This is a genomic window from Waterburya sp. (genome assembly GCF_058530065.1).
Map to the genome: position 1 here is coordinate 1 of NZ_JBZNBU010000025.1, position 11,633 is coordinate 11,633.

The 11,633-nt window shown below is 36.3% G+C and carries 10 protein-coding genes and 1 pseudogene; 4 read left to right on the top strand and 7 right to left on the bottom strand.

What is annotated here, in order from left to right; genetic code table 11:
• The coding region (locus AC33VI_RS01725; RefSeq protein WP_491780547.1) for a 3-deoxy-7-phosphoheptulonate synthase at positions 1 to 931 on the bottom strand (931 nt) is incomplete at its 3' end.
• A gap of 203 nt (positions 932 to 1,134) precedes the next feature.
• Between AC33VI_RS01725 and AC33VI_RS01730 the strand changes: the two genes are divergently transcribed.
• Together AC33VI_RS01730 and AC33VI_RS01735 are read left to right on the top strand one after the other, a co-directional pair.
• Positions 1,135 to 2,082: an NAD-dependent epimerase/dehydratase family protein gene (locus AC33VI_RS01730; RefSeq protein WP_491780548.1), complete on the top strand. Its 948-nt coding sequence runs from the start codon at positions 1,135 to 1,137 to the stop codon at positions 2,080 to 2,082.
• A gap of 228 nt (positions 2,083 to 2,310) precedes the next feature.
• Positions 2,311 to 3,075, top strand: a complete 765-nt coding sequence (locus tag AC33VI_RS01735) for an aspartyl/asparaginyl beta-hydroxylase domain-containing protein (protein WP_491780549.1) — start codon at positions 2,311 to 2,313, stop codon at positions 3,073 to 3,075.
• A 33-nt stretch (positions 3,076 to 3,108) separates the two neighbouring features.
• Here AC33VI_RS01735 and shc read toward each other — a convergent pair whose 3' ends face one another.
• Positions 3,109 to 5,028, bottom strand: a complete 1,920-nt coding sequence (shc, locus tag AC33VI_RS01740) for a squalene--hopene cyclase (protein WP_491780550.1) — start codon at positions 5,026 to 5,028, stop codon at positions 3,109 to 3,111.
• A gap of 452 nt (positions 5,029 to 5,480) precedes the next feature.
• Between shc and AC33VI_RS01745 the strand changes: the two genes are divergently transcribed.
• Positions 5,481 to 6,611 carry a hypothetical protein gene (locus tag AC33VI_RS01745; protein WP_491780551.1) on the top strand — a complete coding sequence of 377 codons (1,131 nt, stop codon included), beginning with the start codon at positions 5,481 to 5,483 and terminating at the stop codon, positions 6,609 to 6,611.
• A 97-nt stretch (positions 6,612 to 6,708) separates the two neighbouring features.
• On the opposite strand, the gene AC33VI_RS01750 is transcribed toward AC33VI_RS01745, so the two are convergent.
• Positions 6,709 to 7,380, bottom strand: a complete 672-nt coding sequence (locus AC33VI_RS01750; RefSeq protein ID WP_491780552.1) for a sensor histidine kinase — start codon at positions 7,378 to 7,380, stop codon at positions 6,709 to 6,711.
• A gap of 122 nt (positions 7,381 to 7,502) precedes the next feature.
• A complete protein-coding gene (locus AC33VI_RS01755) occupies positions 7,503 to 8,168 on the bottom strand; it encodes a response regulator (protein WP_491780553.1) in 666 nt (221 codons plus the stop codon).
• Between the two features lie 374 nt (positions 8,169 to 8,542).
• Here AC33VI_RS01755 and AC33VI_RS01760 point away from each other — a divergent pair, with 374 nt between their 5' ends.
• Positions 8,543 to 9,697 (top strand): glycosyltransferase, encoded by a 1,155-nt coding sequence (locus tag AC33VI_RS01760; RefSeq protein WP_491780554.1) that lies wholly within the window; start codon positions 8,543 to 8,545, stop codon positions 9,695 to 9,697.
• A 163-nt stretch (positions 9,698 to 9,860) separates the two neighbouring features.
• On the opposite strand, the gene AC33VI_RS01765 is transcribed toward AC33VI_RS01760, so the two are convergent.
• From AC33VI_RS01765 to AC33VI_RS01775, 3 genes and pseudogenes are all read right to left on the bottom strand, one after another.
• A complete protein-coding gene (locus tag AC33VI_RS01765) occupies positions 9,861 to 9,992 on the bottom strand; it encodes a hypothetical protein (RefSeq protein WP_491780555.1) in 132 nt (43 codons plus the stop codon).
• A 37-nt stretch (positions 9,993 to 10,029) separates the two neighbouring features.
• Positions 10,030 to 10,689 (bottom strand): SRPBCC family protein, encoded by a 660-nt coding sequence (locus tag AC33VI_RS01770; RefSeq protein ID WP_491780556.1) that lies wholly within the window; start codon positions 10,687 to 10,689, stop codon positions 10,030 to 10,032.
• Between the two features lie 46 nt (positions 10,690 to 10,735).
• Positions 10,736 to 11,633, bottom strand: a pseudogene (locus AC33VI_RS01775) (excinuclease ABC subunit UvrA); the annotation flags it as partial.

Below are 11,633 nucleotides of genomic sequence, written 5' to 3' on the forward strand. Positions count from 1 at the left end.
CCTGATTGCCTTCAACTAAATGACTTTCAATCATGACTCCCATAATATTGGGACAGCCATTTTTCACTTGTTGGGAGATACTATCTAAAACTAAAGATTGTCTATTATAGTCTTTGCTACTGTTGCCATGACTGCAATCAATCATCAACAAAGGATTCATCCCTTTCTTTTTAAGAGCTTTGCTCGCTACTTGAATATCTTCCGCTTCGTAATTTGGTTTTGCCGCACCACCGCGCAATACCAAATGTCCGTCAGGGTTGCCTGTAGTCTTAACTATACTAGCCAGTCCATCCTGGTTGATACCTAAGAAATGGTGAGAAATCTTGGCGGTTAGCATGGCGTTAATCGCAGCAGTGAAACTTCCATCAGTGCCATTTTTATATCCTACGGGCATAGATAAACCAGAAGCCATTTGACGGTGGATTTGACTTTCTGTAGTCCTCGCACCAATAGCCGTCCAGCAAATTAGATCGGCAATGTATTGGGGCGTGATCGGGTCTAGTAATTCTGTGGCTGCGGGTAGTCCGATTTCTGCTAAATCTAAAAGTAATTTTCTGGCAGTCCGCAACCCCTGATTGATATCGTAACTATTATCTAGATGAGGATCGTTAATCAGACCTTTCCAGCCTACAGTAGTACGGGGTTTTTCAAAATAAACCCGCATCACAATTTCCAAAGTATCGGCAAATTGCGATCGCAATTTTACCAGTCTTGCTCCATATTCTTTTGCTGCTGCTACATCGTGAATCGAACAAGGACCTACTACTACTAGTATGCGCTTGTCTTTTCCTTCTAAAATATTGCGAATGCGGTGGCGCGTTTGAGTAACCAACTCAGCGATAGATTCTGTTAGAGGAAATTCACTTTTAATAAATGCAGGGCTTAATAAAGGTCTGGTTTCTATTACGTGCAGATCGCTGGTAATATCCATAGGTTTAAAATCGATTTTTTAGAATTTACTGGTATCTATTACATATTTAATAGGGAGCGAATTACAGATTTATTCAGTTGCAAGACGCGATCGCTACAAAGTTACTATACTTATTTTTACATTTTATAGGTTTAATATTGCTTCGGATACAGTTTACAGTTTTTTGCAGCAATAACTTATTTTTAGTTTGAGAAACTCTTTTTATGGTTCATCATATTGTCACTGGCGTTGCAGGATTTATTGGCTCTCACTTGGCGGAGGCTTTGCTGGAAGGGGGAGAAAAGGTAGTTGGTATTGATGAATTTAATGATTACTATAGTTATCAACTCAAACAAGAAAATGTAGCCAAGCTCCAGCAACATCCAAGATTTGAGTTGATTCAAGCCAGCATTCAAGACTTAGATTGGTCAGAACTTTTACAGTCAGCCAGTGTGCTTTATCATCAGGCAGCACAAGCAGGAGTTAGGGCGAGTTGGGGTGAAGATTTTCATCGCTATACAGAAAAAAATATTGATGCCACTCAAATCATTTTAGAAGGAGCAAAACAAGCTCAAAGCCTCACTAGAATTGTCTACGCTTCTAGTTCTTCTATTTATGGCAATGCTGCAACTATGCCTACCCCCGAAACTTTATGCCCCAAACCCGTATCTCCTTACGGTATTACCAAGTTAGCAGGAGAACGATTGTGCTGGCTATATCATCAAAATTTCGGTTTACCAGTAACTGCTTTGCGCTACTTTACAGTATATGGTCCTCGTCAAAGACCTGACATGGCTTTTCATAAGTTTTTTAAAGCAGCAATAGACGGAGAAGCCATTTCGATTTATGGAGACGGACAGCAAACCAGAGACTATACTTACGTCAGCGATGCGGTAGCGGCTAATTTAGCAGCAGCACGAGTGCCAAAAGCGATTGGAGAAGTATTTAATATTGGTGGCGGTAGCCGAGTCACTTTAATGGAATTGTTAGAAATGATGGAGCGAGTTATCGAACATCCCATAAAAAAAGATTATGTTGCCAAAGCTGCGGGGGATGCTCGTCATACTAGCGCAGATGTTAGCAAGGCTAAAAGAATTTTGAATTATATTCCTCAAGTATCTTTAGAAGATGGATTGAGTAAAGAATGGAATTGGATTAAATCTATCTATTAATTTTAAACAAATTAAATTGATGTTTAAGTTTTTTCTAACAATATGACAATGATTATCTAAGTCGGACTGAAGATGATTTATTATTGCTATAATATTTCTTTTCTAAAAGCAAAACATGAAACTAAGATTGCTTAAAAAATTATTGTTTTAATTTTGCAAATATTTTTTAAGCATTCATAGCCAATCATTTTATCGAGAAAGTATCACTTTAAGAAATTTTTGAAAGTCATGAAAACAACCAAAAGTTTTTCTTTACTTATTAGAGACTCCCTGATTCATCAACTAGGAAAAAACATCATTTGGGGTCTGGAAAAATTGATTACTCGTTATTCTTTAGTAGCAAATACTCCTTTTTTAGAAAAATCGCAATTTTCTTGGATTGACAGTTTAGAAAATAACTGGGAAGTAATTCGTAACGAGTTAGATGTTGTTTTAAAATATACTGATAATTTACCCAATTTTCAGGATATTTCTCCCGATCAAGGGCGCAATCTTACCCAAGACGATTTGTGGAAGACCTTTTTTCTCTATGGTTATGGAGTTAAAATGGAGCAAAATTGCGATTACTGTCCAGAAACTACTCGCATCATTGAAAATATTCCAGGACTAAAAACAGCATTTTTTTCAATTCTTTTACCAGGAAAACATATTCCCGAACATAGAGGCCCTTATAAAGGAGTGATACGCTGTCATTTGGCTTTAAAAGTTCCTCAAGCAAAAAATATGTGTGGTATTCGGGTAGATAATGAAGTTTATTATTGGACTGAAGGAAAAGCAGTTGTATTCGACGACTCCTATTCTCACGAAGCTTGGAATAAAACTAATGAAATCAGAGTTGTCTTGTTTTTAGATATCGTTCGACCAATGAGGTTTCCTGCTGCTTTATTAAATCATTTAATTATTAATTTAATTCGCGTTTCTCCTTTTATTCAAGACGCTCGCAAAAATCAACAACAGTGGGATCGAACCTTTGCCAAAGTATTCAAAAATTAAAACTATAAAAATTAAAACTATCAAGTGGCACTACTATTTAAGGTTAGCTATCTTCTGATATCTAGCCAATGCTTGGAGAGGAAAATACTGTTGGTAGAGATGATATTTTAAATAAAAATGACTGGGAAAACCCGTACCTGTAAAGTAGTCTTCATCCCAAGTGCCGTCATCTTGCTGAGTATTAATTAAATATTTTATACCGCCCTCTACTGCTTCTTGTCCTACAAATTGGGTTGCATCCATAGCTGCCATAATACCGATTAATGCCCAGGCAGTTTGAGAAGCAGTACTATCTCCAGTGCCTTTTAGATCGGGATTGTCGTAGCTAGCACAGGTTTCGCCCCAGCCCCCATCGGCATTCTGACAATTTACCAGCCAGGTTGCACCTCGTTGAATTTCCGAGCGACACAAACTAGGGGCAATTAAAGATAAAGCTGAAAGTACGCCACTAGTGCCGTAGATATAGTTGACTCCCCAACGACCAAACCAACTACCATCGTTTTCTTGTTCGTTCATTAAATAAGCGATCGCTTTTTGAACTCGACGTTCGCTGATGGTGAGGTTACATTCTCCCAGCATTTCTAAGACTCTAGCAGTGACATCGGCAGTATTCGGGTCAATCATTGCCTTCAAGTCGCCATAAGGAATTAAATTAATCCAATTTTGGTCGTTATCAAGATCGAAAGCAGCCCATCCTCCAGGTTGGCATTGCATTGATGCCATCCAATTAAGACAGCGAGCGATCGCCTGTTGCTTATAAGTTTCATGGGGTAACTTCACTTGGGATAAACCCATGACCACTACTGCCGAATCATCTAGATCGGGATAAAAACGGTTGTCGAATTCAAACGCCCACCCCCCAGGAGTCGTACCTTTATTTTTTACTGCCCAATCTCCATAGTCGAGGATTTGCTTCTCTAACAGCCATTCTCCAGCTTTGACTAGGGCGGGGTTGTCGGCAGGGATGCCAGATTCTACTAAAGCCCGCAAGCACCAAGCTGTATCCCAAACGGGAGAAATACAGGGTTGGATGCGATAGCTATTTGCTTCTTCCAGGGCAAAATTATCTACCGCAGCTAAACCTCGTTGTACTATGGGATCGCTGACATCGTAATCTAGAGCGCGCAGACACAATAAAGAATTGAGCATAGCAGGAATGATGCCACCCCAATCTCCCGTTGCTTCTTGTCTTTCCAATACCCATTTTTCTGCCGCTGCCAACCCTTCTTCTCTCAAAGGAACTAAATTCCATTCTTCCGCGAGTTTAAAAGCATTATCTAGGGCGATAAAAATGTCCGTCCAATCATTGTTGCGGGGTAATTCATAAACAACATTATTTATCCCTTCGACATATAGTTCGTCTAACTCAATCGGAGTATCGATGGGAAATATGGGCTTGCGATCGAATACTACTAATAAAGGTACAGTACTACCCCTCGCCCAACTAGACATTTCATAGATGGTAAAAGGGGATTCTTCGGGAAGTAACATTATCCAGGGAGGAATAGAGGGCAAACCACACCAGTCATAGCAACCAATTAATGCTAGGTGCATTTTAGTAAAGATACGAGTTTTACTAATGCCTCCTTGTTCTAGAATAAATTTTTTGGCTCGAACCATTGCGGGATCGGAAGCGGTAACACCCAACAAGCGCAATGCCATATAAGCCTCTACAGAAGTAGACAAGTCGCCACCATCGCCATAATATAACTCCCAACCGCCATGTTCTCGTTGTTGCGATCGCAAGTAAGTTTTTATTTTTGCCAAAGGTCTGGTTTGGTCTGTGCGCCAAATTTTATGGAGCAAAACAACTTCAGCAGTTATGGTTACATTAGATTCCAATTCTGCCTGCCAGTAGCCATCATCATGTTGAAGTGATAGTAAATATTGTTGAGAATTGGCGATCGCTCGTACTATTTTTGCTGTCAATTCTGTTTTGCTTGTTGGTGTCACCGCGTTTTACTGGTATTTACTCTAACTTGGTTATTTTACGATCGATTTACATATGTTGGAAAATTAAGCCCGAATGGTTGGCAATTAACTCCCGAATTAATTGTTCCTTGATAATTGAGATCTAATTTGATTTAGGTTAGCTCGATTTTAATGATTAATAACTAAATTATTCAAGAATAATTTTTGTAAGTTATATTATTTTTAGCCATAAAAATGTATACTAAAGATTAACTTTGAATTAACTACAATGCTGTTGTTAACTATAAGAGTAATCAAGTTATTCGGTCTATTCTTTGAGGGAAATCGGCAATCTAAAATATTAGCAAGATAATGGTCTTTTCCTCTAAAATTCACCATTTTATAACTTTTTTCCCACCAAGTAACATCACGCTCTATTCAAGCCAATTATATATTTATTTTCCCAATCGAGCTAAAGTTAAAGTATTTTAATTATGTCTAAAGAAGCAGAATTAAATTTAGAACAAATTAAGCTCAGTTTGAGCGATTATCAAGCTGAATTAGATGCGATCGATGCCGAAACCGATCGAGAAAAAAAACGCCTCCAAGATGCTATCCAAGCAGAAGAAGCGGAAATCAAATATTTATTAGATCGATATCGCGATCTTAAACGGCAAAAGGAGCTAGAGGAAATTAAATCTTCTTACAATCATCTGGCTAATTTCAAACAAATTCTATTATTAAAAATTAAATCCGAGACAGAAAACACTAAAAATTTACCAATATCTAGTAAATCAGAGAAGCAATTAACAAAATTTACCGATCCTCTTCTGATAGAAGGAAATAGTCTCCAACAGCAAAAAGAACAATTAGTAGGAAAGGAAGTTACCGAACTAATTCAGTTTATCGAAAGGATCGCTCCTGAAGATTTAGTAAAATTTTATCCAGCCGATATCGCCATCTCTATACCCAGTTTCGATGTTAATAATACTGAAATTAGGAATAAATTATTAAGTCATTATCAGGAACATAATATTTCTACTTATAATGCCCTGATAAAACTTTATCAAAAGCCCAATCTCAATCGAACAATAATTGAAGTTCCCGAGCCAAATACTTTACCTTTAAAAGATAGAGGATATCACAGCTTTCTTGAAGAAAACTATCCTAAATCACTACCTTTCTTTTGGTTTTTAATCAATCGAGAACCAGATACAATCAAATATGTAGTAATGGAATTTGCGATCGATCATATTATTCAAACTAACACTTTAGAAGAAGATCTAGAACGTCAAGATTTGAATCTAGAATTATCTGAATTATTAGAAATGAACGAATCTGCTTCCACTGATGAATTTTTGAGAGATATATTTATTAGTTTCCATCCCCGCCGAGTTAGCCACAAGACTAATAGCAAAAATAAATATTTCGACTATGTAACTAATTTGATTCAAACTCAAACTACTCTAGAATATTCTGAAGTGTTGCAAATCTGGAATTATATGCTTAATTCGGGATACGATCGAGTTGCATCTCCTAATTTTGAGGTAGTTTTACCTTTATATGATGAGCCTACAGACAATAGTTTAGATTTAGTTTCCAGCAGTCAAGATCAATTGTCTTAATCTTCTGGTAAATTATTAATTTAATACAGATCCATTTTTTGATTTCCTATTTAATGGGTCTGTAAGTATCCATCAAAACTAAATTAATAACTAACACTTAAAGTTGCAAACTAAGAGGCAGAGAAATTGTAAATTTGGTTTTACCAGGGAGAGTAGTTCTACCCGATAAAAGATTAACAGAGACAGTACCTTCATGAAGATCGATAATTTGTTTGGCAATAGTTAATCCCAAACCTGTATTTTCTCCTAAAGATTTGGTCGTGAAAAAAGGATCGCACATCTTACTCACTATTTCTGGATCTATACCCTCTCCCGTATCAATAATATCTACTAATAAATTTTCTTCTTGACGATAAACATTAATTGTAATTATACCAAGAGAACCAATAGCATCTATGGCATTTTGAATTAAGTGAATCCATAGTTTTTGTAATTCTTCTGGATAGCAATAAATAGTAGGAACATCACTATAATTTTTCATGAAGCGAATTCCCGCAGGAATTTTTTTCTCGATCGCACTCAAAGCCATTTCAATTGTATTTTTGAGATGGGCTGGACGTTTTTCTACTTTATTTTTATGACTTTGGGCGTAATTATTAAAATCATGAATAATTTTATTGAATTTGTGTGTAGAGTTGCCGATCTTTTTAATACTTTTATGCATATTTTTGACCAAACAAGCATTTTCTAAAATTGCTAAATAGTTTTTGCCTGTCAATAAAGGTAGAAAATTTTCTATTTCTTCATCCGAACCTAATTCAATTAGCATTTCTGCAACGCGATCGCTATTATCTAATTGAAATTTATTTAATTTTTCGATGATAATATCTTTTAATTTTTGTTTCTCTAATTCAGACAGTAAGACATTAATATTATCTTCATGGGCTTGTTTTAATAAGCCATAAAATACTTTTGCTGTTCTGAAGAAAGCTGATGGATAAATCTTGGCAAATCCTCAATCTTAGATTTGCCAAAACGTTCTAGCTCTGCCAGAGAATCATTAATAATTGACAGAGGACTATTAACTTGCGTTGTAATTCCCGAAGTAATTTTTTCTAAAATTGCAGAATTTTTTGATTTAACTATTTGTCGATGATTTTTTTGTAGTTGTTCGACAGTTTTATTTAACTGTTCGTTTTTAGTTTTTAATTGTTGCTTGAGATTGACCAAAGAAAGTTGATGCTTGACTCTAATTAAAACTTCGTGCATCTGAAAAGGTTTGGTAATATAATCTACCCCGCCCATAGCAAATGCCTTTACCTTATCCACTGGTTCGTTAACAGCACTAATAAAAATAATAGGAATATTTCTGGTTTTAGGATTACTTTTTAATTCTTTACATACCTGATAGCCATCTAGATCGGGCATCATAATATCTAATAAAATTAGATCTGGAGGATTGATTTCAATAGCAGAAAGTGCTAGTTTGCCATTAGGAACTGGTCTAACTTTATATTCATATTTAGTCAAAATATCGACTAATAAATGTAAGTTTTGAGGAGTGTCATCTACCACCAAAATATTATTAAGTTCTTGTGCAACCATTAACTTACGCATTGTCTTATTGCCTCCAGAGATTTTAGGTTAGGGATAGAAGTTTTAAAATTATTTCGTAGTTAAAGTTATTAATATATTGAGACAAATAACGTTGGTAATTTAGTAGGAATAATAGCTCCTGCATAGGTATAGCACACCCTCAAATGCTTCGTCATCAAAGAAAATAATTCTTATTTGAGATACCTGGGTACGGATTCTTCAACCTCCACCTGAATCCTGACGATTAATTAAATAATTAGAGTCCATGAATTTAATCTCAATTTCAGCTTGCTCAAAAGGCATTAAACAAAAGATCCAGTTTAATTGTTCCCATTTTTGCTATGTTTTACACTATCCACCCCGCATTTTACAAAAGTAGTTAATTAGTAGTGCTAATGGCGATGATTTTATGGATGTGCTTGTCTCTGACGATTTGGTTATTTTTAATTTTGTTTTGGGGAAATTTTTGGTTAAGTAATTCCTTGATTGAAGAAAAAGAAATCGAACTAGAATCCTATCCTACAGTGTGGGCGATCGTTCCTGCGAGAAATGAAGAACGAGCGATCGCTAATAGTGTTACTTCTCTTTTACAACAACAATATCTAGGGAAATTCACCTTAGTTGTAGTAGATGATAATAGTGGCGATCGCACTGGCTCGATTGCTGTCTCTACTGCTAAGGATTTGAATAAATTAACTAGTTTTGATTTAGTATCGGGAAAACCTTTAGCACCTGGTTGGAAAGGCAAGTTATGGGCGATGAAACAGGGAATAGATCGTGCCAACGAACATACTCCAGCCCCCGATTATTTTTTATTTACCGATGCAGATATTTATTATGACTCTAAGAATTTAAGTCAGTTGGTTACCAAAGCAGAAACGGAAGATTTAGATTTAGTTTCTTTAATGGTTTTGTTACGCTGTCAAAGTTTCTGGGAAAAATTATTAATTCCTGCTTTTGTTTTTTTCTTCCAAAAACTCTATCCTTTTTCTTGGGTAAATAATCCCCAAAAATCTATTGCTGCTGCTGCGGGAGGCTGTATTTTAATTAAACGAGAAGCCTTAGAAGCAATTGGTGGTATTGAAGCTATTAAAGATGCTTTGATTGATGATTGTTCTCTAGCTAAAGCCGTTAAAGATAAGCAAAAAAAGCTGTGGTTGGGATTAACTAAAAATACAATTAGCCTGCGAGAATATAATAATTTAAAATCTATTTGGGATACGATTGCTCGTACTGCCTACAATCAATTAAATTATTCTCTCTTATTATTAATTGGTACTTTAGCTGGCATGACTTTAGTATATTTAGTTCCCCCGATTGGTTTGATAATCGGTTTAATATTGCACCAAAAATTATTGATTTTAATAGCAACAATTACTTGGTTATTAATGGCAGCAGCATATATCCCGACAATTAAGCTTTACGACCTTTCAATAATTTGGGCGTTAAATCTGCCCGCAGTTGCTTTTTTATATACTTTGATGACTATCGATTCTGCTCTTAAATATTATCAAGGAAAAGGTGGGGCTTGGAAAGGAAGAACTTATTGAAGTAAGAAGTAAGAACAACCATAATTGTTCAAATGTCCATAAGCATAATTTAGTACCTCTACTAGCTAAATATTTGCCATCAGGGCTAAATTTTAAAGAACTTACTTTTGCCGATCGCAATCTATTTTGAGGTTTTGGATAGGTGGTATAACTATAATAGTAATTAATTGAAACCATAAAGCATATAACTTGATTGTTGTTTTATACTATAGTCTTTACTATTAGCTAATTCTTCTAAAACTTCTGGCGTAGTATTTTCATCTTGGGCTTGCTGTCTTTGCCATTCAATATCCATTATTTTGCCTATCTCACCAATTAGAAAAACCCTATATTTAGCAAGTTTGTTGATTTTCTTGGTTATTTCTACAGATAACCTCTACAGCGATCGCATTGAGAGTTTCTTCTAGAGAACTTTCATAAATTCCATAAAAGAAAGGCTTTTCAATATCTCCTGCGGGTTCTACTTCTACTCGATGAGTAATTAAAACTTTATTGGCAGATATTGTTTGAATTTGCCAACTACCAATTAGTTTTTTGAGATCTCCTTCAACTATCTGAAAATCAATGCGATCGGGTTGCTGTTTGATCGCCTTAGTTTTAACTTTAAAATCCTGCTGAAATAACCATAAATCTACTACATTAGTTTGCTCGAACACAACATTATTGCCAGATTCAGCAACTATCGTACTGCTAGCAATATTAGGTAAGAAGTTCTCAAAATTATTGTAATCAGTTAAGACTTCCCAAACAGATTCCCTAGTCCCAACCGCCATAACTAAACCTAAGTAGTTGCCTTTTTCTCCTTTGAGAATAACTTTACCCTGTTCTAGAGCGGATTTTTCTGCGGTCGATAAATTAAAATCTCTGTTCTGGATATTAACAGTATTGTCAGCCAAATTTACAGGATTGGCTTGCAAGCTTGCTTGAGATTTCCCAATCAACAGTAAACACAAAATAAAGCAGCTAGTTTTAACCAATAATCTAAATTTCATACCATCCAGAAATACCCACTAACAACTAACAACTAACAACTAACAACTAATTCAAATCAGCCGTTGCAGGATAACGTTGTAAAACTTTCCTTAAATACTTAGCTGTATAAGAATTTTGATTCTGGGCTACTTCTTCAGGAGTTCCCGTAGCAATGACTTCCCCGCCTTTGTCGCCCCCTTCTGGACCGAGATCGACAATCCAGTCAGAACAGCGGATTACGTCTAGATTGTGTTCGATGACGATGAGAGAATTACCTTTATCCACCAAACGCTGCAAAACATTTAACAAATGATGGACATCATAAAAAGATAAACCTGTAGTTGGTTCGTCAATTAAGTAAAGAGTTTTACCCGTGGCGCGACGGGATAATTCCGAAGCTAATTTAACTCGCTGTGCCTCTCCCCCTGATAGAGTGGGGGCTGGCTGTCCTAGTTTGACGTATCCTAAACCAACATCTACTAGGGTTTGTAGTTTTTTGGCAGCGCGAGGAATGTTTTGAAAGTTTTCTAAGGCTTCTTCCACTGTCATATCGAGAACATCGGCAATGGAATGACCCTTATATTTTACTTGGAGAGTTTCGCGATTATATCTCGCCCCCTTGCACACATCACATTGAACGTAAACGTCGGGTAAGAAGTTCATTTCAATTACGTTTACTCCCTGTCCGCTACAGGCTTCGCAACGCCCTCCTTTGACATTAAAAGAAAAACGACCAGCTTTATAACCCCTGGCTTTTGCTTCGATGGTTTCGGCAAAGACCGCCCGTATAGCATCGAATACCCCTGTATAGGTGGCAGTATTGGAACGGGGAGTACGACCGATAGGAGATTGATCGATGGTAATTACCTTATCTATTGCTTGTAAACCTTTGACTCCTCCTAGCTTTTTGGGAAAGGGTACTTTGCGGCTGAGGTGATGTTTTAAAGCAGGATGCAGCAGTTCG

Coding starts and splice junctions, on each gene's coding strand:
- AC33VI_RS01730 (WP_491780548.1), top strand. CDS start 1,135: ATGGTTCATCATATTGTCACTGGCGTTGCAGGATTTATTGGCTCTCAC.
- AC33VI_RS01735 (WP_491780549.1), top strand. CDS start 2,311: ATGAAAACAACCAAAAGTTTTTCTTTACTTATTAGAGACTCCCTGATT.
- AC33VI_RS01745 (WP_491780551.1), top strand. CDS start 5,481: ATGTCTAAAGAAGCAGAATTAAATTTAGAACAAATTAAGCTCAGTTTG.
- AC33VI_RS01750 (WP_491780552.1), bottom strand. CDS start 7,380: ATGCTAATTGAATTAGGTTCGGATGAAGAAATAGAAAATTTTCTACCT.
- AC33VI_RS01755 (WP_491780553.1), bottom strand. CDS start 8,168: ATGCGTAAGTTAATGGTTGCACAAGAACTTAATAATATTTTGGTGGTA.
- AC33VI_RS01760 (WP_491780554.1), top strand. CDS start 8,543: ATGGCGATGATTTTATGGATGTGCTTGTCTCTGACGATTTGGTTATTT.
- AC33VI_RS01765 (WP_491780555.1), bottom strand. CDS start 9,992: ATGGATATTGAATGGCAAAGACAGCAAGCCCAAGATGAAAATACTACG.
- AC33VI_RS01770 (WP_491780556.1), bottom strand. CDS start 10,689: ATGAAATTTAGATTATTGGTTAAAACTAGCTGCTTTATTTTGTGTTTA.